Source organism: Roseateles sp. P5_E11 (assembly GCF_054049355.1).
This window is the reverse complement of the sequence record NZ_JBFUMO010000042.1, coordinates 1-21,532: the sequence shown is the minus strand read 5'-3', so window position 1 is coordinate 21,532 and position 21,532 is coordinate 1. Positions and strand designations below refer to the sequence as shown.

Here is a 21,532-nt window from a genome sequence, read left to right as displayed (position 1 = left end):
GGCTTGCAGAGCGGCCTCGGCCAGCACCGACGGCGGACTGTTTAGCCGCAGGATTTTTTTGAACGTGAACGACGGGACGCGTCGCCGATCGAGGTCAAATTTCTTGTATTGAATGTCGACGAATTGGTGCGTGATAGGCCCGAGGCTGATGCAGTTGTCCTGCAGCAAGGCCTGCAACTGCGGCGCAAGAGCGTAGACCGCGGTAGTGAAGGACTTCCCTTTGTCAGCAGCGTCATCGACCACCTGCTCGTCTGGCAGCCGAACCAGTCCACGCGCCGCTACAAGACGCTCGACCGTTGGCAACGTCTTGGCAACTACGGCGTCGGAACTCGATCGCTGTGGTTTATTCAGATAGATGCCAAAGMGATAGCGATCGCCGGGAAATACCTTGTCAACGGGCAGCCTTCCTTTACCCGGCAGTACCAGGCAAATCCGTTCCGGACTCAAGGACAGCTTGCCCTCCAGTTCAGATCTCGTTGGGTCCGGCAGATCTGCGTAAGTCTGAGATTTGCGCCTTGCTTCCGGAGTCAGTGAATCGAAGCGCAAGCCCGGCAGTTCGCCCTCATCCTCACTTTTCCATCGACCGTCGCGCCTTTCAAGTCTCATGACGACGCGTTGGCCCTCGAGTTGTCGCGCAATTTGAGGAAAGGCTTGCTGAACGCCTGGATCTCGTGCCCAGCTTGGCAAGGCGTCCGGCCCTGAAAGACCGACACGAACCGACCTTCGGAAGGAACTCTCACCGTCGAGAGAATCCTCTCCGCCAACGAACCCCAGATATGAAGCTTTTCCATACACGAAACAACTGCGGCGATCGTCCAGTTGTGACCAGCCTTTGGCGGTAAGTCGATAGCGCCACGCAGGTTGCGGCAACGAGCCTGCAGCAGCTATGGAAACCTCTTCCTTCTGCAGGAGGCCGACTGCCGCCAGCGTGTCGAGCTCCATGAGCTGCTTGACGCCATCCGGTCCGCGCGCCGCGTCCTTGACATAGTCCGCGTACCAGCCGAATTTGCGGAGCTTGCTCCGCGCCGTGGGTAGTGGATAGTCCGCGGGCAATGCCAAGCAATAGTCGACTCTGGTTGTTTGGTCATGCTTGACCGCTTCGACAAAATCCGCCTCCGCGGGAAGCTGAACTGAAGACTCCGCGGCCCAGCAGTCTGACCAACATCCAATCAACACCAAGCTCAAAACCGCCGACAAGCGCCGTCGCATAGCCGACCTCCTAGTCGGTAGTCTACTGACGCCGGCAACACATGCTCTCGCGACAAAACGAGGAGACGCAGCTCAGGTAGTCGGACTGCGTCTGAAACTACCTCTTGCGCCTACGGCCCCAGCGTCTTTGCGTTCGCCAGTTCCGGCCTGAGCCTGATCAGCCCCTCCATCACCTGCCCCGAGAAAAGGTCCGCTCCTTTCGGCCCGAGATGGGTGCGGTCAAAGCGCGGCGGCGCTTCGGCCAGCGTATCGGCGCCGGCCTGGCCCATGGCGGCCACAGCGGCATGGCTGACCGCGTTCMGGTCCAGCACCTGCACACCCTGCTCCGCGCCCACCTTGAGGATGGACTCGGCCCAGGGGCGCAGGTCGTTGGGGAGTTCGCCGTCCCTGAAGGTGCGGCGCGTGAGCGGCGTGATGAGCAGCACCTCGCCGCCGGCGGCCTTCACGTCCTTCACGTAGCCAGCCATGTTGGGGCTGAACTCGGTGGCGAAGTCGGTCGAGCGGCCGGGTTTGCCGGGCTGGTCGTTGTGGCCGAACTGGATCAGCACCAGGGTCTTCTGCTTCTGGCCGGTCTCGCCGCGCTCGTTCAACAGCGCCAGCACCGTGTCCCACAGGCCCTCGGCGCGAAAGCTCTTGCTGGAACGGCCGCCGCGCGCGAGGTTGATGCAGGCGACCTGCTGGAAACGCGCGCACAGCGCATTGCCATAGCCGCTGCGCGGCGCCATCGTCGAGTCGCCGACGAGGATGAGGCGTGGGCCGGTGGCGACATTGGCCGTGGTCTCGCCACGCGGCGCGGAAGCGGCAGGCGTCTGGGCGACGGCACTGCCAGTCAGCAGCATGGCGAAGAAGAAGAAGGAAGACAGCTTCATGGTTTCGCGGCGGCAGGCCAGCCGGCCTTGGGACTCATGTCGTCGAGGTTCCAGTCCTCGGGCTTGAAAGTGCGCTTCGTCGTCGCGTGGCGCGGGTAGCCGAGGGCATTCTCGACTTCGGAATCGATCAGCTTGCCCTTGCCATTCGCCATGTCGGCCAGCAGCCTCGCATCGAGCGGATCGCGCGCCCAGGGCCGCGCACCGACCAGTGGCGGTAGTTCGCGCGCCAGATCGGCAGCCGATCGGATGGCCAAGCCGGCAGGCAATTCAGGCTTGGCCATGACGATGAGCTTGCCCGTCGTCTGCGCGTTGTTGCCCAGCAGCGGCACCGGTCGGCCTTGCGCGTCGTGGGCGAGGTTGTCGGCCATATGCAGTTCCAGGTCACCCTGGCCCAGCATCGTGAAGAAGGCCGTGCCGGCCACCGTGCTCGGGCCGTGGCGCATCGCATTGCCCACCAGCGTCAGCCGGCCGACCTGCCAGGGCTGGCCGGTCCATTCGTTGGCGAGGAGGTTGTAGTGCACGGCGCGATCGCCCGGGTTGAAGATGTAGTTGTTGACCATGGCCCCCTGCGCACCGCCCTTGAACAAGGCGTTGCGCTGGCGGTTGGAGGCATAGACGTTGGCGTAGATCAGCACGCCGCTGGTGTTGTCGTGGATCAGCGAGCCCTTGCTGTGTTCGCCCTTCTCGTGAACCGAGTTGCCCAGCCCCTCGTAGATGAGGTTGTGGCTGTAGGTAATGCGGTGCGACGTGCCCTTGCGCCAGTCCTCCACCGTCTTGCCCTCGAAGCGCGGGCCGCTGGCGGAGAGGTTCTCGTCCGTCGCCCAGGAGAAGCTGCAGTGGTCGACGATGACGTCATGCGCCCCGCCCAGCGTGGAGATGCCGTCCTGGTCGCCGCCGCCCTTCTTGGGCCGGCCGAATTCACCGGGGCGAAAGCTCAGGTGCTGGACGACGACGTCATGGGTCGAGATCATCGTCTCGGCCTTGATGATGCTGATGCCGGGGTCGGGCGCCGTCTGGCCGGCCAGCGTCAGGAAGGGCTGGGTGATCTTCAGCGGCTGGCCACCCATGTCGATGACGCCGCCGACCTCGAAGACGACGATGCGCGGACCGCTGGCCTCGATGGCTTCCTTCAGGCTGCCGGGGCCGGAGGGCGCCAGCGTCGTGACCTTGACGATGCGCCCGCCGCGGCCGCCCGCGGTCTGTGTCCAGCCCTGGGTGACGATGGCGGCATGGGGCGGCGCGGAGTTCTGTGCGGCGGCCGGCAGCGCGGCAACGGCCAGCAGGCAAGCGAAGAGTCTGTTCATGCTCAGAAGCTGTAGTCCGCCGTGACCTTCCAGGCGCGGCCCAGCACATCCGCCAGGCTGGTGATGTAGCCCGTGTAGATGGTGTTGGACGTGACCGGCGGGTTGGCGTTGGTGAAGTTGTTGACCGCCAGGCCGAGCTTGAGCCCCTTGAAGCCCGAGTAGGCGACGCTGGCCCCGTACTGGCTGTAGGGGCTGACGCGCGTGATGGTGGAGCCGGCGCGCGGCGTGAGGTCGGTCAGCGCGGTGTTGTAGCGCACCGAGAGCAGGCCCGACCACGGGCCGTTGCGCAGGCCCACTGAGGCCGTGTGCTTCCAGCGCGGGTTGATCTGCGGCATGCCGGCCAGGCCGGAGTTGACGCCGGCACCGCCATAGCGGGCGTCGTTGGTGATGATGCCGACGTTGCTCAGCATCTCGCCGCCCTTCTCGGCGCTGAAGCGATAGCTCTCGTAGTAGGTGCCGTCCAGCATGAAGCTGAGTTCGCCGATGGGCGCCGTCACGCGGTAGGCCATGGACAGGTCCAGGCCACGGATGCTGGTGTCGCCGCGGTTGGCCTGGCTGGCGACGATGTAGTCGATGGTGCCGTCGGCCTTGCGGATGATGTTGGTCGCGTACTTGGCCGGCTGCTGCTGCACCTCGGCGATGGCCACGGCGCCCAGCATGTCGGTCAGCTTGATGCCCCAGTAGTCGGCTGTCAGCAGCAGGCCCTTGGTGGGCTCCAGCGCCAGGCCCAGCGTCCAGCCCTTGGACTTCTCGGGCTTGAGGAAGCTGTTGTCGGGCGACTTGGTCCAGTAGTTCATCGTCTGGTTGCAGACCTGGTCGCGCGTGAAGCCGTTGACCGGGTTGCCGGTGTTGGCGACGGTGGGCGTCGCGCTCGGGCACAGCACCGGGTCGTCCATCACCTGGGTGCGAACCTCGGGCGTCGGGTTCTGGATGTCCATGATGGACGGTGCCCGGAAGCCCGTGTTGGCCGAGGCACGCAGCACCAGTTGGTCCAGGGCCTGGTAGCGGGCCGACAGCTTGGGGTTGACCGTCGTCGTCTTGAGGTCGCTGTAGGTGTCGGAGCGCACCGCGGCGTTGAAGCTCAGCCGCTTGGTGACGGGCGCGTCCACCTCGATGACCGCCGACTTGATGTTGCGGCCAAGGTCGCGCGCCACGCCGGTGGGCGTCTCACCGACGAGGTCGTGCTTGCTGACATTGCCAAAGGCATCGATCGCATAGCTGCCGTTGGCGTTCTTGGCCACGTAGTCCAGCGGTGCGGCCTCGACCTTGGCCGAATCGCGGCGCACTTCGCCGGTCACGGCCAGCATCAGCGGGCCACCGGCCAGGTCCATCAGCGAGCGCGTCAGCGTCACGTCCACGCTGCGGTTGTAGGCGCGGTTGACGCGGTAGCTGTAGTCGCTGGCCTCGATGCTGCGGAGGTACTCCAGGCCTTCGGCGTCCTGCAGGCCGAAAGGATTCAGGATGCCCTTGGTGAAGCCTTCCTGGGCCTTGGAGTAGAGGATGTAGCCGGCGCCGGCGCGGGTGTCGCGGAGCGACCGGCCGTAGTTCAGGCCGACGCGGTAATCGAAGCCGGCCACCGTGCCCTCTGCGCTCAGCACCAGGCGGTCATTGGTCTGCTCGTCGTTGCGGTAGGCCGAGCCGAGTTCGGCCGGGCCCCAGACGAAGAAGATCGTCCGGTTGTTCATGTTCAGGTCGGTGACCGCGCCGGGCGTCTTGGYCGCGTCGAGGAACATCGCCGGCGAGTTGGCACCGGTGTTGCTGCCCACCACCTTGACGGCCGGCGTGATGCCCTTGCCGGGGTAGAACTTGCTGGTGGCCGGCATGCTGTAGGTGGTGGCCGGCGCCGTGCCGGCGGGTACCTGCATGCCGCGGTACTTCTGGACGTTGAACTTGCTGTGCAGGCCTTCCAGCGTCAGCGCGTGGTCGTTGTTGATCTTCCAGCTCAGCTTGCCGTAGACGTTGGTGATCTCGCTGCCATCGGTGACGGCGTCGTAATAGTTGGGGTTGCGGTAGCAACCGGCGTTCGAGTAAGTGGCCGGCGTGGCGACGCTGCCGGCGCCCAGGGTGGGCAGCGAGTAAGGCGCCGCGCAACCGGTCGCATAGGCCGGGTTGTAGTTGGAGTTGGCGCCCGTCGCGAAGCCGAAGTTGGCAATCGGGCTGGGGTTCTTGTTGTCCGGCACCAGGCCCAGGCCCATGGCCGACAGCACCGAGTAGTCGTACAGCTCCGGGCGGTCGATCTTGAACAGGGCCGACTTGCGCTGATGGTCCAGCGACAAGTAGGCGTTCCAGCCATCGGCGTTGAGGTCGCCCGCGCCGACGATGGCGCCGATGGCCTTGGTCTCGCCACCGCCGGAATGCTCGGGCTGGTTCCACTCGGCCTTGACGCGCGCGCCCTTGAAACTGTTGAAGGTCCAGAAGTTCTGCACGCCGCCGATGGCGTCAGAGCCGTAGATGGACGAGGCGCCGTCACGCAGCGTCTCGGCGCGGTCCAGCGCCATGCGGGGAATGACGTTGACGGAGACGTACTGGTCCTGCAGCGGCTCGTTGGCCATGCGGCGGCCGTTCAGCAGCGTCAGCGTGCGCATCGGGCCCAGGCCGCGCAGATTGAGCATCGGCCCGGCCGCGCCGCTGTTGGTGCCCAGGGACAGGGACTGCGGCATTTCCAGCACCAGGTCCTTCAGCTCGGTGTGGCCGCGCGCCTCGAGCTCCTCGGACTTGATGACCGACACCGGCAGCGCCGTCTCGCCGGCCAGGCGCTTGATGGAGGAGCCGGTGATCTGGATGCGCTCCAGCGTCGCGGGGGCGTCAGTGCTCTGCGCCTGGGCAGCAGCGCACAGGCTCAGCACGGCGCTGGCGCACAGGGTCAGGCGGGCGGGGAATGGCAGGGTCTTGATGCTCATGGGGTCTCCTGGTGTCTTGTGTGTTTGGCCCGGCCCGGTCAGGGCGCGGGCACCCAGCCGCCGGGCGCACCGGTGGCGATGGTCGAGTTCTGGAAGATGTCGGCGCGGTTGGTCAGGCCGGTGGACGAGCCGAGGGGCTTGGCCAGCACGAGGTTGGTGGCCACGTTGTTGACCTTGACCGAGGCCACGCCCAGACGCGCACTGACGTCCAGCGGGGCGCCGTTCAGGTCCATGCTGCCGAACTCGCGCCAGCCCACCGTGTCGGTGGTGCCGCCGTCGGCCGTGCCGGCCCAGGACGGCGGGTTGCTGCCGCAGCCGCCGGTGCCGACACCGGACTTGCTGGTGCCGGTGCCCACGCACCAGCCGGCGGGCAGGATGTGCGAGCCCATCTTGGTGTTCACGAAGGCGATGTGGTCGATATAGGTCGTCGCCGTCGTGCCGCCGCTGCGCGCCAGATAGGCCTGGCTGACGGCGGGTTCGGCCGTGAGGCGGCTGTTCAGGAAGACAAAGCCCTTGTCGCCGACCGTGGCGCGCGACTGCAGGATGAAACCCGCCGAGCCGCTGGACGTGTCGGCCACCGAGCGGATCTCGCAGTCCTCGAACAGGCTGGCCATCACGCTGCCCCAGATGAAGTCGACATTGCCGGCGACGAGCGACTGGTAGATCCAGTTGTAGCCCTTGAGCTGCAGCGTGTCCTGCTGGCTCAGGAAGTTCATCTGCTTGGCCACGAGGCGCGCGGCCGCGGCCGTCGTGCTGGTGTTGAAGTAGATGGCCTCGGCCTGGTTGTCCCAGCTCGTGCTGCGCACATGGGGGTTCTGCAGCGTGAAGTTCTGCAGCGTCAGCAGGTCGGCCGTCTCGACGAGCAGGGATGCGCGGCCGCCGCCCAGCACGCGATGGCCCAAGGTCTTGCCCGAGGTGCTCAGCGCCGCGCCTGCGGATGCGCTGCTGGCACCGCTGCCCGAGTTCAGCGACTCGAAGTTGACGTCGCCCACCACCACGCCATCGCGGCTCTCGCCGACGATGCTCAGGTTGGACACCTTGCGCAGGATGTTGAGCTCGGGATAGCTGCCATTGCCCAGGTGGATGGTCTTGGGCGTCGCGACGGTGTTGCAGCCGTTGGCGGGCGGGCTGTTCGTCGAGCAGTTCTTCATGACCCAGTTCAGCGCGCCCTGCAGGGTGCGGAAGTCGGCCGTCGTGCCGCTGTCGTCGACGTTGAGGTTGGTGAAGCTGGCCGGTGCGGCGCGGGTCGTGAACTTCCAGTTGTCGGCCTTGGCGATGCCGGCGAAGGCAGCGCCCTTGATGCTGCCGCTCAACACCGAGGCGTCCATCGTCACGTAATAGGCCGTGCCGAAGTCCAGCTTGTTGCTGTGCAGCTTGATCATGGCCTTGGCCCCGCTGACGCTGACCGGGCGGTACCAGACATAGCGCGCGAACGTGGCGCCATCGGGCATGGCACCCAGGCCGAGGGCGTCGATCTCGAGGTTGGTGCGGGCGAGCACGACCTGGGTGTCGCTGGCGGACGGCGCGCTGCTGACATCAATGCTGTCCACCAGCACGTCGTCGCTCGCGCGATAGACATTGACCTTGCCCGCCGTGCCGATGGCGGGCGGCGCGTCGAAGGACAGCGACAGGCGCGTGTCGGTGTGGACATTGGTCTCGTTCGCGGCCGGCGAGCGGGTGCCGCCGACGTCACTGACGTTGCCGCTGCCGCTGATCTGCGTCGAGATCTTCCACGCGCCGGCCAACGCCAGGTTGTTGGCCTTGACGAGGGCCACCGGCCGCGGCTTGAAGGCATAGCCGGGCACGAAGGCCGTGCCGGGCAGCGCGCTGCAGGCGCCCAAGGCTGCGCCATTGACGGCGGAGCCGCTGTCCTGGAACACGCCCGTGTGGTCGGAGCTGGCGTAGACGACGACGCTGTCACAGCCCGCCGCGCCGTCGATGGCGAACACATTGCTGTGCGACAGGATGTTGCTCGCCTTGCCCACGCCGACGCTGTAGCTGTGCGGATAGGGGTTGGCCGTCTTGCTGCCAACGAAATAATTGTTGAAGACGTGGACCTGGCCGAAACGCACGCGTGGCACGCGCTGGACCACGCCGTTGAAGACGTTGTTGGCGATGGTGACGCGCAGCTTGCCGGCGTCGCTGGTCAGGCTGTCGGAGCCGCCGATCAGCATGCTCTTGTCATGCGCCGTGAGCAGGTTGTACGAGACCGTGATCAGGTCGGCGCCCTTGGTGATGTCGATGGCGCCGTCGTGGCATTGCTTGGTCTTGCCGTTCTCGACGGGCAGGGTGTCGTCGGTGACGGGTGCGTCGGTGATGGTGTTGCGGTCGATCCAGACCTGGGTGGCCGTGACGATGCCGATGGCGTCGTAGGCGGAGTTCCAGTTGCCCAGCGCGCCGTCGGTGGGGTCCCAGATCGGGCCGACGTCGCAGGGCGCCACGATGTGCAGGTTGCGCACGATGACCTGGCTGACGCTGGTGATGTCTATCCAGGCATTGACGAAGCCGGCACCGGGGCCTTCGCCGATCAGCGTGGTGTTGCTGGTCAGGCGCACGCGCGCCCTCACCTTCTGGTCGGCGGTGCTGGCGAAGGGCGTGCCCTCGGTCATGTCGATGGTGCCGGCCACCTTGATGATCTTGGCCGCGTTGCCGCCATTGGCCAGCGCGTTCAGCAGTTCGGCGCGGTTGTGCACGGTGTAGATGTGCTCGGGGGTGGCGGCGCTGCCGCCGACGGTGCCGGCTCCCCAACCATCGCTGGGTGCGGTCTGTTGCGCGGCATCAACGGCATGGGCCGGCAGGCTCAGGGCCAGCAGCGCGGCAATGCCCAGGTGCTTGAGGGCTTTCATGCGACGACCCTCCTGCGCAGGGCCACGACACCGAGGCCTGCGGCCAGCAGCGCCAGGCTGCCAGGCTCCGGCACGGCGCTGACGGCGATCTGTGTCGTGAAGCTGCCGAACTCGCTCGCGAAGCTGACGTTGTTCAGCGTCAGGCTGACGGTGTGCTCATCCACCAATTGCAGGCTGACGGTGCCGCCGGCAACACCCGTCATGTCCAGCGGCGTGAAGCCGGTGATGGGCGCGCTCAAGCCCGCGAAGCTGAAGGTGAAGCTGTAGCTGCCGGTCAGGCCGGTGGCGCCGGTGTTGTTCCAGACCTGCACATGGCCGTCGCTGAAGAAGTCAATACCCACCGCCGCGTCGCCAGTCAGGAACTCGAGGTCGGTGGCAGCCAGCGCCGTGATGTTGCTGCCCGCCTCCTCGGTGAAGCCGTGGTCCAGGCCCAGCACCATCGTGCTGGCGCCACTGACCTGGCCGGTGATGAGGGTGCCGGCGGGCAGGCTGTTGGCGGCCTGGGCGACGGTGGCGATCAGCCATGCAGCGGCTGCGACCACCAGGGTCCTGTGGGTCTTCATGATTTGTCTCCGTGTGGTCGGGCTCGCCGCGGGGCGATCGACACGTCTTCGGGATCAGGAGACCTGCAGGGTCCCGCAAGCGAAAAAGGGCACAGACGTAGGTCTGCGCCCTTTGCTTTCTTTAGGCTATGTCCGCCTTAGAACTTGTAGCGGCCACCGACGATGAACTCGCGGCCGGTGTAGTTGTTGACGACGACGTTGTTCATCGCGCGGGAGATGAACTGGTCGTTGGGCTGGTTGGTCAGGTTGGTCGCTTCAAACGTCAGCTGCAGTTGCTTGTTGAACTGATAGCCCATCGACAGGTCGACGTTGAAAGTCTTGTTCTTGCCTGCCACGTCCTGGTTGTTGCCGGCCGGGATGGTGGTCAGGAAAGTCGAGCGGGCCGAGGTCGACACGCGGCCGCTGAAGGTGCCGTCGTCGTAGTAGACGGACAGGTTCCAGGAGCGCGGCGACAGGTTGACCAGGTCTTCCGAGACGGTGGCCGCCCCGACCGAGGCGGAGAGCACATAGTCCATCTTGGACTTGACCTGCGTGTAGTTGGCCAGCACGCCGAAGTTCTTGCCCCAGCCCGGCAGGAAAGTGAAGGGCTGCTGCACGTTGATCTCGAAGCCGGTGAGCTTGCCGCCCGGGCTGTTGACCGGCGCGCTGACCAGGAAGAGTTCGTCGCCGGTGAAGTTGCTCGGCAGCAGCGACATCGGCAGGCCGGTGTCCTTGTACGCCACGTTGCGACCCACCGTCAGCACATAGCTCTTGATGTCCTTCTGGAACACACCCAGGCCGATGAAACCGTTCTTGGAGTGGTACCACTCGCCGCTGAGGTCGAAGGTCGTGGCGCGGAAGGGCTCCAGCGCCGGATTGCCGCCGGTGTAGCTCAGCGTGCCTGTCGTGCTCAGCGTGCCGCCCGGGTTCAGGTTCTGCAGCGGCGGGCGCGACATGACCTTGGCGGCCGCGGCGCGCAGGATCAGGTCCTTGGTCAAGTTGACCGCGATGTTGGCTGAGGGCAGCCAGTCCGTGTAATCGCGGGTGGCGGTGACGGGGCTGCCGCCGCCCGTGGCCAGGTAGCCGCTGGCGACGATGGCCGTCTTGACGTAGCGCGTGCCGAGGTTGCCGCGCACGGCCATGCCGCCCAGGCGGGTCTCGAAGTCGGCCATGAACCAGGTGCCGGTGTCGGTCTCCGAGATGGCCCGGTTGCCGCCACGGGCGCTGCCGTTGGTGATGGAGGTCAGCGTGTAGTCGCCCGGGCCGCCGGCGGGGCCGGTCTTCAGGCAGTTGCAATAGATGTCATAGGCCTGGGCGATGGCGTCCAGGTTGGGGATGACCCAGGAGGTGATCGAGCCATTGGGCAGGTTCTGGCCCTTGCCAAAGCCCGTCAGCGTCGTCACGAGGCTGGCCGGGATCACGTTGGCCGGCAGCGTGTTCATCGTCTCGACGGTGCGGCGGATGTCGTAGCTGGTGAACTTGAACTGCTTGTAGCTGGCGCCGCCCTTGAGCGTCAGCACGTCGGGAATGACTTCCCAGGCCACGTCCGCGGTCAGCACGTCCTGGCGGTTGGTCACGCCGTTGGGACGGATGCGGATTTCGCTGGGCGTGAAGTTGGCGATGCTGGTCGAGCCGACGGGCACGCCGTAGATCTTCAGGCCACCGTTGGCGTCGCTGGGGTTGAGGTTGCCGTAGCCGAGCAGCGGCGCGCGGTCGTCGCCGCGGGCGTCGAACACATAGCCGTTCACGTTGGGCGCATCCAGCGTCGTCGTGGTCTGGATGGGGTTGCGGAAGCGGGACGTGGCACGACCGCCGCGCAGAGTCAGCTTGAGGGTGTCGGTGATGTCCTGCTCGACGGTCAGCGAGGGCTGCGTGAACTCGGTGCTGAGCTTGTCGAAGCGCGACTCGGCGCGCACGTCGACGCCGTTGAACTTGCCGTAGAGCATCTGGCCGCTGGGCGCGTACTGCGCCTCGACGACGCTGGTCTGCTGCTTGCCGCCGGCCGACAGCGCGCGGCTGAAGGAGATGGCCTCCAGGAAGTCTTCCTGGCGGGTTGCCTCCAGCTTGCTGTACAGCATGTCGAAGGTGATCAACATGCTTTCGGCCGGACGCAGCTGGATGGCGCCGGTCATGCCCAGACGCTCCTGGTCGTGCGTGAGGCGGCCGTAGCGCGGCAGGCGCGGGTGGAAACTGGTCGCCTTGCTGGCCTCGTTGTAGGCGGCCAGGTTCTCCGGCGTGTTGGGCAGGCGGGCCACGCCCTGGGCGGCGGGGCCGCAGGTGGTGGCGGTGGAGCCGGTCGGCAGGTTGGCCGTCACGCCCTGGGGCGGGCACCAGCCGCTGAAGGCGTTGCCGCTGGACGGGCCGTTGTCCCAGCGCACGGTGCTGAAACCCTCTTCATAGACCTTGCGCTTGGAATAGGCGCCCGACAGCAGCACGCCGATCTTCTTGTCGGCAAAGGTGTTGGAAATCAGGAAGGAGGCCTTGGGCGTGGCCTTGCCGGACAGATCGTTGTAGGTGCCCTTGACGGACACGGCGGCCGCGAACTTGTTCAGGTCGAAGGGGCGAGCCGTCTGCAGGTCGATGGTGGCGCCAAGTGACCCTTCATCCACGTCGGCCGAACTGCTCTTGCGCACGGTCAGCGAGTTGAAGAGGTCGGCGGCGAAGACGTTGAAGTCGAAAGCGCGGGTGCGGTTGGCGCCGCCGGAGCTGTCGGTGCCGCCGGTGGTGGCCAGGGCCTCGATGCCGTTGATGCGGGTGCGGGCGAAGTCGCCGCCCAGGCCGCGCACGGTGATGTTGCGGCCTTCGCCTGCGTCACGGTCGATGACGACGCCCGGGATGCGCTGCAGCGATTCGGCCAGGTTGGTGTCCGGGAACTTGCCCATGTCCTCGGCCTTGATGACATCGACGATGCCCTTGTCCTGGCGCTTGGCGTTCAGCGCGCTCTCCAGCGAGGCGCGGATGCCGGTGACGGTGACCGTCTCCAGTTGCGCAGAGGCGGCCGGCGCGGTCTGGGCCCAGACGGGCGCGGCGATGAAAGTGACGGCCAAGGCCACCGGGCGCAAGGCCAGGCGCTGGGACGGACGACGGAAAGGGCGAACGGCGGGCATGTGGTGTCTCCTGGTGCAGGCCGCCTGGGCGCTGTGTCGCGCCGGCGGCTCTCGGGTTATGCAAGGCTGGGAACCCGGGCGCACGCAGGGCACCCGTTGATTTCCTAAGCCGGCGACGCTGTAGTGCGAGCGCCGGTTCTTTCGTCGTGACGACAGATCGTTGTCGCGGCGAGGGAAAAACTTGTCGGTCAGCGCGGGCCCGTCATGGGTAAACAGGGGCTCATTGCTGGGGTCTTCGAAGTTCGTTGTGGACGATGATAGGGGGAAGATGCAAAAATCGGAACATCGGTTCACTAATTAGAAACCATGATTCCGCAACACTTGCGCGCTGCCTAAAGTCGTGGCATCGGAAAAAGTGGAACTGCGTTTCAACAAGCTGAACCACCTTGGCCACGACCTCGCGCTGAACGGACGCAACAAAACATGGTGCTCAACAACTTCAACCTGGCCGGCAAGACGGCCATCGTCACCGGCTGCAATACCGGCCTGGGCCAGGGCATGGCGCTGGCGCTCGCGCAAGCCGGCGCTGACATCGTCGGCGTCAACGTCTCCGACCCGGATGAGACCAAGGCCGGTGTCGAAAAGCTCGGGCGCCGCTTTCTGGACATGCGTGCCAACCTGTCCGACGTGAGCGCCATTTCCGACCTGGTCGCCCAGGCCAGGACCTTCACGGGCGCGGTGCACATCCTGGTCAACAACGCCGGCATCATTCGCCGCGAAGACGCCATCAAGTTCTCGGAGGCCGACTGGGACGACGTGATGGACTTGAACCTGAAGTCGGTGTTCTTCCTGTCGCAGGCGGTGGCCAAGGTCTACCTGGCCCAGAGCAGCGGCGGCAAGATCATCAACATCGCCTCGATGCTGAGCTTCCAGGGCGGCGTGCGCGTGCCCTCGTACACGGCCAGCAAGAGTGGCGTCATGGGCATCACGCGGCTGATGGCCAACGAGTGGGCCTCGCACGGCATCAATGTGAACGCCATCGCGCCGGGCTACATGGCCACCAACAACACCGCCGCGCTGCGCGCCGACGAGCAGCGCAACAGCGCCATCCTCGACCGCATCCCGGCCGGCCGCTGGGGCAAGCCGGAGGATCTGGCCGGCCCGGTCGTGTTCCTGGCTTCGCAGGCTTCGGACTATGTGAACGGCTACACCATTGCCGTGGACGGCGGCTGGCTGGCAAGATAAAACGCCCCTCGCCCAGCCTCGCATCGCTGCACGCGAGCGAGTCTGGTCTGGGACCGCGCTGCGTCTAGCGCCGCAGCGCTTCGGCAGGCACAACAAGTCCACTGGACTTGCCGTGTCCGGCCTCAGCCCCCGAGGGGACGGCGATGCTTGCCGGCTCGACCGGCAAGCACATCGCCAGAGGGGCCGGCTCGGGAGCGGCCCAGCGCTCGGCCCAGAAAGGATCACGCCATGAAATCCACCGAACGCAAGTTTGAATTCCTCACCCGCGAGGATCCCGACACCGGTGCGCGCGTCACGCGGCTGACGCCGCCGGACGTGACCTGCCATCGCAACTACTTCTATCAGAAGTGCTTCACGAACGATGGCCGCCAGCTGATCTTCGGCGGCGAGTTCGGCCCCAACCCGAGTCCGAACTGGAACTACCACCTGCTGGATCTCGACACCCAGCGCTGCGTCCAGCTCACCGACGGCATGGGCGAGAACACCTTCGGCGGCTTCCTGAGCCCCGATGACAAGCACCTCTACTTCGTCCGTGACAAGCGCCAGTTCATCCGCCTGGAGCTCGCCACGTTGGAAGAGGAGGTCCTGTACGTCGTGCCCGACGCCTGGGTGGGCTATGGCACCTGGGTCAGCAACAGCGCCTGCACAAAGATCGTCGGCATCGAGATATCAGCTGACGACTGGTTCCCGTTGAACACCTGGCAGAAGTTCAACGAGATGTTCCACAAGCGGCCGCTGTGCCGGCTGTTCAGCGTCGACCTGGCGACCRGTAAACGCACCGTCATCCTTGAGCAGCGMGGCTGGCTGGGCCACCCGCAATACCGCCCGTTCGATGACAACACCGTCGCCTACTGCCACGAAGGCCCGCACGACCTCATCGACGCGCGCATGTGGTTCATCGACGAGAACGGCACGAACCGCCGCTGCGGCAAGGAACATCTCGACGGCGAGAGCTGCACGCACGAGTTCTGGGTGCCGGACGGCAGCGCCATGATCTACGTCAGCTACAACGAGAAGTCGCCCGAGCGCTGGATCTACAGCCTCGACCCCGTCACTCTCGAGAACAAGCTGCTGACGGCCATGCCGCAGTGCTCGCACCTGATGAGCAACTACGACGGCACGCTGATCGTCGGCGACGGCGTGGGCAAGGTCAGCCATGACAGCACGGCCAGCAATGCGATGCTGGTGGGCGACCCGTATCTGCACCTGTTCGACCTGAAAGCCGGCACGACCCGCCCCATCGCGCGGCACGACAGCGGCTGGGACGTCTACAAGGACGACCGCCAGGTCACGCATCCGCACCCGAGCTTCACGCCGGACAACAAGCAGGTGCTGTTCAGCTGCGACAAGGAGCGCGCCAGCGGCGTCGAGCCGGCCCTCTACCTGGCCGACCTGTGAAGCTCGCGCTGGCCTTGGCCGCATCGCTTGCCGTAACGGCAGCTCAGGGGCAAGCACGCCCTCAGCTGCCGGCCGAGCAGGCCGCCGCGCACACCGCGGCGGCCTACCTCGGCGACTGGAAGCCGGGGCCGCTGGCCGACCTCACCGCGACGGCGCCTGACTTCGTCGTCAAGCCGGGTGAGTCGGTGCAAGCCGCCATCGACAAGGTGCCCGCCGAGGGCGGCAAGCGCTGGGTCATCCACATCCAGCCCGGCACCTACCGCGGTCCCGTCTGCATCAAGGACAAGGCGCCGCTGGCCCTCGTCGGCTCGGCGCTTGAGGCCAGCGCCGTCGTACTCGTCGACAGCCGCTTCTCCGGCAAGCCCAAGGGCGAGAACGAGCCCGCCCACCCCTGCTGGCCTGAACTCGGCAAGGCCACCGTCGGCACCAGCGGCAGCACCAGCATGCTGGTGCAGAGCAACGACGTTCAGCTCATCTCGCTGACCATTGCCAACGACGCGATGGACGGCGTGCGCCGCGGCGAGGCCTACCCGCCGGGCGTGGGCGAAAGCGGCGGTGCGCAGGCCGTGGCGCTGACGCTGATGGGCGACCGCATCCAGCTCGAAGGCGTGCGCCTGCTGGGCCACCAGGACACGCTCTACGCCAAGCGCCGCACGCCTGACGCGCCAGCCCGCCAGCTGATCCGCCACAGCCTCATCGCCGGCGACGTGGACTTCATCTTCGGCAACGCCGTGCTCGTCATCGAACACAGCACCATCCTCAGCCGCGCCAACCGCCGCACGCCTGGGCACGGCGGCATCGTCCTGGCGCCCAGCACGGCGCCCGACGTGACCCAGGGGTTTCTGATCACGCACAGCCGCTTGGTCGGCGAGCCCGGCATCGCGCCCGGCGCCACATCCATCGGTCGTGCCTGGGATGCGGGTGTCAAGGCTGGCACCTGGGTGGCCGGCACCAGCCCCAATGGCGCGGCCGTCGTGCGCGACAGCGAGATCGGCACCCACATCGGCCCTTGGTCGGCCAGCACCTCGCGCCGACCCTTCGACGCCGCCGGCAACCGTCTTTTCGAGTTCAAAAATCAATGAGCTTCCAACGTCGCCACCTGCTGGCTCTTGCCGGTCTCTCTGCCCTGGGCGGTTGCGCCACCGCGCCCCATGCACCCGTTGAAGCGCCTCTGGGTTGGGCGGGCACCGGCGGCACGACCGGCGGGGCCAGAGCCGTTCCCGAGCATGTCTTCGACGTTCACGATCGCGCCGGCCTGGATGCCGCGCTTCGCCTGGGCGACAAGCCCAAGATCATCCGCATCCACAAGCTCATCGACCTCTGCCCCGGCGGCGTCGAAGCCTTCCGCGATCCCGAGTTCAACTTCGACGCCTTCGACCGCGCGTTCGACCCCGCCACCTGGGGCCGCGACGACCCCAGGGGGCCGCTGGAAGATGCCCGCAAGCGCTCCGAGAAGCGCCAGGCCGACGTCTCCATCGTGCGCCTGCCGTCCAACACGACGCTGCTGGGCGCCGCACCTGGCGCCGGCTTCCAGCACGGCATGGTGCTGCTGGACAAGGTCAGCAACATCGTCATCCGCGACCTGCGCTTCTCCGACGCGTACGACCACTTCCCCGCCTGGGAGCCGCGCGACAACGTGCACGGCGAGTGGAACTCGGAGTACGACGCGCTGTCGCTGCGCGGTGCCGACCGCGTCTGGGTGGACCACTGCCTGTTCGACGACGGCAACCACCCCGACAAGCTCGAGCCCATCCGCCTGGGCCAGCGCGTGCAGCACCACGACGGCTTGCTGGACATCACCAACGGCAGCGATCTCGTCACCGTGTCCTGGTGCCGCTTCCAGGCCCACGACAAGACCATGCTGATCGGCAACAGCGACGGCCGCATCACGGATGACGGCCTGCTGCGCGTCACGCTGCATCACAACCACTTCCACGCCTGCAAGGAGCGCACGCCGCGGGTTCGCTTTGGCCGCGTGCATGTCGTCGCCAACCTCTTCAGCGCCGAGCGCGCCGAGGACTTTGGCTACTCCCTGGGCGTGGGCATCCGCTCGCGCCTGTACAGCGAGCACAACCGCTGGGAGTTGCCGCCCGAGATCAAGGCCGACCGATTGATCCGCCGCCTCAAGGGCAGCGCCTTCACCGACCGTGAAAGCCGGCTCAACGGCCAACCGGTGGACATCCTGGCCGCTTGGGCAGCCACGCACGCCGGCGAGACCTTGTCCGCCGACGTCGGCTGGCGCCCCGACGAGTCCTACGACGCGGCAGCCTTGCGCCCGGCCCGTCCCGATCAATTGGTTGAGCAAATCCGCGCAGGCGTCGGGCCGCGCCGCGCCTGAGTCAGAATCCGGCTACTGAAACACGCACCCGAAAGAATCGAAACGATGGACGACGACATTGCTGATTCCAAGCAGCCGGAGTCGGTTGCCGCGGTACTCAAGGTGTTCGCGATCCTGAACGCCCTGGGTGAGCGCAGTGACATCGGTATCACCGACCTGTCGGTGCGCCTGGCCATGCCCAAGGCCACGGTCTACCGTTTCCTGCAGACGATGAAGGGCCTGGGCTATGTGCGCCAGGAGGCCGACAGCGAGCGCTACGGCCTGGCCATGCGCATGTTCGAGATCGGCGCCAAGGCCCTGCCCTCGCCCGAACTCGTGGACCTGTCCAAGCACCACATGCAGATGCTGGCCGACGCCACTGGCGAGACCGTCCACCTGGGCAGCCTCATCGACAGCGAGATCATCTACATCCACAAGGTCGATTCGCGCCACATGCTGGGCATGTACTCGCGCATCGGCCGCCGCGCGCCGCTGCACTGCACGGCCATCGGCAAGGTGCTGATGGCCTGGGAACACCCCGAGCGCCGCGACCGCATCCTCGACGGTGCCGAGTTCAAGCGCTTTCGCGACAAGACCATCACGGAACGCCCGGCCTTCCTGGCCGAGCTGGAGCAGGTCAAGAAGCAGGGGTTCGGCGAAGACCGCGAAGAGTTCGACGATCACATCCGCTGCCTGGGCGTGCCCATCTTCGACCGCCTCGGCCAGCCCATCGCCGGCATGAGCGTGTCCTTCCCAACCTTCCGCTTCGATGTCGAGAAGGCGCCCGAGGTCGTCAGGATGCTGCAGACGGCCAGCAAGGACATTTCCGAGAAGCTGGGTTGCACCAGCTACCCGATCACGATCGCACCGTGAGTCGACCGCTCTAAAGCGTTGTCGCGCCTGGGACGCAGGGGCCTCCCCCGGGGTGCTTCAATGGCGGCTGTCGTGTGAACCAGCAGCCCCATGAGCCCCATCAACCGCCAGATCGTCCTCGCCTCCCGCCCCAAGGGCGAGGTCACGCCCGCCAACTTCCGCCTCGTCGAAGCGCCGCTCACCGCGCTGATCGAGGGCCAGGTGCGCGTGCGCAACCACTTCCTCAGCCTCGATCCCTACATGCGCGGGCGCATGAACGAGAGCAAGAGCTATGCGGCCTCGCAGCCGCTCGATGAAGTCATGATCGGCGGCACCGTCGGCGAAGTGGTCGAGTCGAAAAACGCCAATTTCGCCGTCGGCGACAAGGTCGTCGGCATGGGCGGTTGGCAGGAATTCCAGACCGTCGACGCCACCCAGCGCGGCGTGCTGAACAAGGTCGACACCGCCCACATCCCCCWGTCCGCCTACCTGGGCTCGGTCGGCATGCCCGGCGTGACGGCCTGGTATGGCCTGACGAAGATCATCAACGTGAAGGCCGGTGAAACCGTCGTCGTCAGCGCCGCCAGCGGTGCGGTCGGCAGTGTGGTCGGCCAGCTCGCCAAGGCGCGCGGCGCCCGCGCGGTGGGCCTCGCCGGCGGCGCCGACAAGTGCCGCTATGTCGTCGAGGAACTGGGCTTTGATGCCTGCATCGACTACAAGCAGCACCCCGACGTGCGCTCGCTGTCTGCCGCGCTGAAGGCCGAGTGCCCGAACGGCATCGACGGCTATTTCGAGAATGTTGGCGGCATGATCCTGGACGCCGTCCTGCTGCGCGCCAACGCCTTCAGCCGCATCGCGATGTGCGGCATGATTTCCGGCTACGACGGCCAGCCCATCCCGATGGCGGCGCCCCAGCTCATCCTCGTCAACCGCATGAAAGTCGAAGGCTTCATCGTGTCCGAGCACATGGAAGTCTGGCCCGAGGCGCTGAAGGAACTGGGCACGATGGTCGCCACGGGCAAGCTCAAGTTCCGCGAGTCGATTGCCGAAGGCATCGCCAGCGCGCCCGAGGCTTTCATCGGCCTGCTCAAGGGCAAGAACTTCGGCAAGCAGCTCGTCAAGTTGATCTGATGCGCTGGACCTGCCTGCGCTTTGACGAACTGAGCGTGCAGCAGCTCTACAGTGTGCTGGCCCTGCGCTCCGAGGTCTTTGTCGTCGAGCAGAACTGCGTGTTCCTTGACATCGACGGCCTCGACGCCAAGACCTGGCATCTGCTTGGTCACGGCGATGACGGCCAGCTCAAGGCCTATGCGCGGCTGATCCCACCGGGACTGAAGGCGCCCGACGCCCTCATCGGCCGCGTCGTCACATCGCCCGCGGCACGCAGTGGTGGCATGGGCCGCGCGCTGATGGCCGAAGCCGTCGCGCAGTGCGAGCAGCTGTGGCCCGGCCAGTCGATCACGCTGCATGCGCAGGCGCACCTGGAGCGCTTCTACGCAAGCTTCGGCTTCTCGCCCATTGGCGAGCAATACATGGAAGACGGCATCGCTCACCAAGAGATGCAGAAACGTAGCCCCCAATCGGCGCAAGCGCCTCAGCCCCCCGAGGGGGTTAAGAAGCCTCGGGGCGGCCCTTCGCCTTCTCTGGAGACCTGAACATGACCAAGAAAACCGCAGTCATCACCGGCGCCGGTTCCGGCTTCGGCCTGGAAACCGCCCGCCTCGCCGCCCGGCGCGGCATGAACCTCGTCCTCGTCGACGTGCAGGCCGATGCGCTGGACAAGGCCGCCTCCGAGTTCAAGGACGTCGAGGTGCTGGCCCGGGTCGTCGACGTGGCCAAGGCCGATCAGATGGAAGCCCTGGCCGCCGCCGTGCAGGAACGCTTCGGCGCGCCCCACTTCGTCTTCAACAACGCCGGCGTCGGCTCGGGCGGCCTGATCTGGGAGAACTCCCTGGCCGACTGGGAATGGGTCATGGGTGTCAACGTGATGGGCGTCGTGCATGGCGTGCGCCTGTTCACGCCCATGATGCTGGCTGCGGCCAAGGCCGACCCGGGCTACTCGGGCCACATCGTCAACACCGCCTCCATGGCTGGGATGCTGAACCCGCCGAACATGGGTGTCTACAACGTGTCCAAGCACGCCGTCGTGTCGCTGTCCGAGACGCTGTACCAGGACCTGTCCCTGGTGACCGACCAGGTCCATGCCTCGGTGCTCTGCCCSTTCTTCGTGCCCACCGGCATCAGCCAGAGCCAYCGCAACCGCCCCGGCGAGTTCGCGGCGAGCAAGCCGACCAAGAGCCAGATGATTTCCCAGGCCCAGAGCGACAAGGCTGTGTCCTCGGGCAAGCTGACCGCGGCCGATGTGGCGGCCATGGTGTTCGACGCCATCGACCACAACAAGTTCTACATCTTCAGCCACCCGCAGGCTCTGGCCGGCGTACAGACGCGGCTGGAGGACGTCATGCTGCTGCGCAACCCGACCGATCCCTTCCTCGATCGGCCCGAGATCGGCGCCGGCCTGCGCGCCAAGCTGCGCGCCGATTGAGCCCGCCCAGCGGGGCCTGACCATCGCGTCGGCCTCGCGGGCCCCCTTGCGCAGCGACTGCAGCTGCACTGAGCCCTGCCGGCCCCAGCCGGCAGGGCTCAGTGCATGGGGGAACGAGAAGTTCAGGCCACCTGCGACCGGTTCAGCCCAGGGTTGACGGCAGGTCCCAAAGCATCTGTAAATGGGATACTTGCTTCACGGAACGGCAGGCCACAAAAAATGAAACTGTCTTCCAGTTAAATGAGAGACAGCAAGTCATGAGCAAAACGATCTCGATGAGGCACACGCTGAGCTACGGCGGCGCCAACCTGCTGGGCAGCGGTGCCCTGGCCATTGCGGCCGCATGGCTGCTCTATTTCTACACGACCTTCTGCGGTCTGACGGTCGTCGAGGCGGCCACGATCTTCTCCCTGGCCAGCATCCTGGATGCCATCAGCAACCCCGTGATGGGGTATATC

General features: G+C 66.2%; 16 protein-coding genes. 9 read left to right on the top strand and 7 right to left on the bottom strand.

Annotation, left to right across the window (positions count from 1 at the left end):
• The 7 genes from ACXJKR_RS05600 to ACXJKR_RS05570 form a co-directional block, all read right to left on the bottom strand.
• On the bottom strand, window positions 1-1,209 hold a 1,209-nt coding region (locus tag ACXJKR_RS05600; protein WP_457321437.1), incomplete at its 3' end, for a hypothetical protein.
• A 110-nt stretch (window positions 1,210-1,319) separates the two neighbouring features.
• Window positions 1,320-2,078 carry a rhamnogalacturonan acetylesterase gene (locus ACXJKR_RS05595; RefSeq protein ID WP_457321435.1) on the bottom strand — a complete coding sequence of 253 codons (759 nt, stop codon included), beginning with the start codon at window positions 2,076-2,078 and terminating at the stop codon, window positions 1,320-1,322.
• Complete coding sequence (locus ACXJKR_RS05590; RefSeq protein WP_457321433.1) at window positions 2,075-3,382, bottom strand: hypothetical protein; 1,308 nt, start codon at window positions 3,380-3,382, stop codon at window positions 2,075-2,077. Before ACXJKR_RS05590 ends, ACXJKR_RS05595 begins: the two co-directional genes overlap by 4 nt.
• A gap of 2 nt (window positions 3,383-3,384) precedes the next feature.
• On the bottom strand, window positions 3,385-6,282 hold the full coding sequence (locus ACXJKR_RS05585) for a TonB-dependent receptor domain-containing protein (protein ID WP_457321431.1): 2,898 nt from the start codon (window positions 6,280-6,282) through the stop codon (window positions 3,385-3,387).
• A gap of 38 nt (window positions 6,283-6,320) precedes the next feature.
• The gene (locus ACXJKR_RS05580) at window positions 6,321-9,128 is read right to left on the bottom strand and encodes a pectinesterase family protein (RefSeq protein ID WP_457321430.1); all 2,808 of its coding nucleotides are present in this window, start codon (window positions 9,126-9,128) and stop codon (window positions 6,321-6,323) included.
• Window positions 9,125-9,691, bottom strand: a complete 567-nt coding sequence (locus ACXJKR_RS05575; protein WP_056197379.1) for a PEP-CTERM sorting domain-containing protein — start codon at window positions 9,689-9,691, stop codon at window positions 9,125-9,127. Before ACXJKR_RS05575 ends, ACXJKR_RS05580 begins: the two co-directional genes overlap by 4 nt.
• Window positions 9,692-9,828: 137 nt before the next feature.
• Complete coding sequence (locus ACXJKR_RS05570) at window positions 9,829-12,777, bottom strand: TonB-dependent receptor (RefSeq protein WP_457321428.1); 2,949 nt, start codon at window positions 12,775-12,777, stop codon at window positions 9,829-9,831.
• Between the two features lie 423 nt (window positions 12,778-13,200).
• On the opposite strand from ACXJKR_RS05570, the gene kduD reads away from it, so the two are divergent.
• From kduD to ACXJKR_RS05525, 9 genes are all read left to right on the top strand, one after another.
• On the top strand, window positions 13,201-13,962 hold the full coding sequence (kduD, locus tag ACXJKR_RS05565) for a 2-dehydro-3-deoxy-D-gluconate 5-dehydrogenase KduD (protein ID WP_457321426.1): 762 nt from the start codon (window positions 13,201-13,203) through the stop codon (window positions 13,960-13,962).
• 228 nt (window positions 13,963-14,190) lie between these two features.
• Window positions 14,191-15,360, top strand: a complete 1,170-nt coding sequence (locus ACXJKR_RS05560) for an oligogalacturonate lyase family protein (protein WP_457321424.1) — start codon at window positions 14,191-14,193, stop codon at window positions 15,358-15,360.
• A 14-nt stretch (window positions 15,361-15,374) separates the two neighbouring features.
• Complete coding sequence (locus ACXJKR_RS05555; RefSeq protein ID WP_457321422.1) at window positions 15,375-16,442, top strand: pectinesterase family protein; 1,068 nt, start codon at window positions 15,375-15,377, stop codon at window positions 16,440-16,442.
• Window positions 16,439-17,698, top strand: a complete 1,260-nt coding sequence (locus ACXJKR_RS05550) for a pectate lyase family protein (protein WP_457321420.1) — start codon at window positions 16,439-16,441, stop codon at window positions 17,696-17,698. The genes ACXJKR_RS05555 and ACXJKR_RS05550 overlap by 4 nt, the downstream gene beginning before the upstream one ends.
• A gap of 45 nt (window positions 17,699-17,743) precedes the next feature.
• Entirely contained in the window at window positions 17,744-18,550 is an 807-nt protein-coding gene (kdgR, locus tag ACXJKR_RS05545; RefSeq protein WP_457321418.1) for a DNA-binding transcriptional regulator KdgR, read from the top strand.
• A 90-nt stretch (window positions 18,551-18,640) separates the two neighbouring features.
• Complete coding sequence (locus ACXJKR_RS05540) at window positions 18,641-19,660, top strand: NADP-dependent oxidoreductase (RefSeq protein WP_457321416.1); 1,020 nt, start codon at window positions 18,641-18,643, stop codon at window positions 19,658-19,660.
• Window positions 19,660-20,184: a GNAT family N-acetyltransferase gene (locus ACXJKR_RS05535; RefSeq protein WP_457321414.1), complete on the top strand. Its 525-nt coding sequence runs from the start codon at window positions 19,660-19,662 to the stop codon at window positions 20,182-20,184. Before ACXJKR_RS05540 ends, ACXJKR_RS05535 begins: the two co-directional genes overlap by 1 nt.
• 2 nt (window positions 20,185-20,186) lie before the next feature.
• Window positions 20,187-21,074, top strand: a complete 888-nt coding sequence (locus tag ACXJKR_RS05530; RefSeq protein ID WP_457321412.1) for an SDR family oxidoreductase — start codon at window positions 20,187-20,189, stop codon at window positions 21,072-21,074.
• Between the two features lie 257 nt (window positions 21,075-21,331).
• Window positions 21,332-21,532: MFS transporter (locus ACXJKR_RS05525; protein WP_457321411.1), on the top strand; the 201-nt coding region annotated here is incomplete at its 3' end.

What these genes read in the sequence shown, in the direction of transcription:
- ACXJKR_RS05590 (WP_457321433.1), bottom strand. Translation starts at nt 3,382, where the DNA reads ATGAACAGACTCTTCGCTTGCCTGCTGGCCGTTGCCGCGCTGCCGGCC.
- ACXJKR_RS05580 (WP_457321430.1), bottom strand. Translation starts at nt 9,128, where the DNA reads ATGAAAGCCCTCAAGCACCTGGGCATTGCCGCGCTGCTGGCCCTGAGC.
- ACXJKR_RS05575 (WP_056197379.1), bottom strand. Translation starts at nt 9,691, where the DNA reads ATGAAGACCCACAGGACCCTGGTGGTCGCAGCCGCTGCATGGCTGATC.
- ACXJKR_RS05570 (WP_457321428.1), bottom strand. Translation starts at nt 12,777, where the DNA reads ATGCCCGCCGTTCGCCCTTTCCGTCGTCCGTCCCAGCGCCTGGCCTTG.
- kduD (WP_457321426.1), top strand. Translation starts at nt 13,201, where the DNA reads ATGGTGCTCAACAACTTCAACCTGGCCGGCAAGACGGCCATCGTCACC.
- ACXJKR_RS05550 (WP_457321420.1), top strand. Translation starts at nt 16,439, where the DNA reads ATGAGCTTCCAACGTCGCCACCTGCTGGCTCTTGCCGGTCTCTCTGCC.
- kdgR (WP_457321418.1), top strand. Translation starts at nt 17,744, where the DNA reads ATGGACGACGACATTGCTGATTCCAAGCAGCCGGAGTCGGTTGCCGCG.
- ACXJKR_RS05535 (WP_457321414.1), top strand. Translation starts at nt 19,660, where the DNA reads ATGCGCTGGACCTGCCTGCGCTTTGACGAACTGAGCGTGCAGCAGCTC.